The organism is Ferrovum myxofaciens (assembly GCF_000735045.1).
Taxonomy (GTDB): Bacteria; Pseudomonadota; Gammaproteobacteria; order Burkholderiales; family Ferrovaceae; genus Ferrovum; species Ferrovum myxofaciens.
In genome coordinates this window covers 1-253 of sequence record NZ_JPOQ01000209.1, presented here as the reverse complement: position 1 = coordinate 253, position 253 = coordinate 1, and the positions used below count along the sequence as shown (strand labels likewise).

General features: G+C 57.3%; 1 pseudogene. It reads left to right on the top strand.

The window, feature by feature from the left end:
• Positions 1 to 55: 55 nt before the first annotated feature.
• A pseudogene (locus IV91_RS16050) lies at positions 56 to 253 on the top strand (IS701 family transposase); the annotation flags it as partial.

The following is a 253-nucleotide window of genomic DNA, read 5'->3' as shown; positions in this document are numbered from 1 at the left end:
TTGAAGCGGGTAGCGCAGCGACCAATGAAGGGTTTTCAACCCCTGATCCCTCTTCATGTCGCTCACCTCCTCGGTCTGTCTGCTGCTCTCGGAATGGATTTCCTTTCTTTTGGCCGCCGTTCCACCTCGTTCCCGCCGAACCTTTGTCGAACTTCTGATCGGTTGCATGCTCAACCCGGAAGGCTGGGTCACTCGTGCCATCGGTGCCATTCGCCGCGAGGCGCACTGGACCACCTACTACAAACTGATCGAG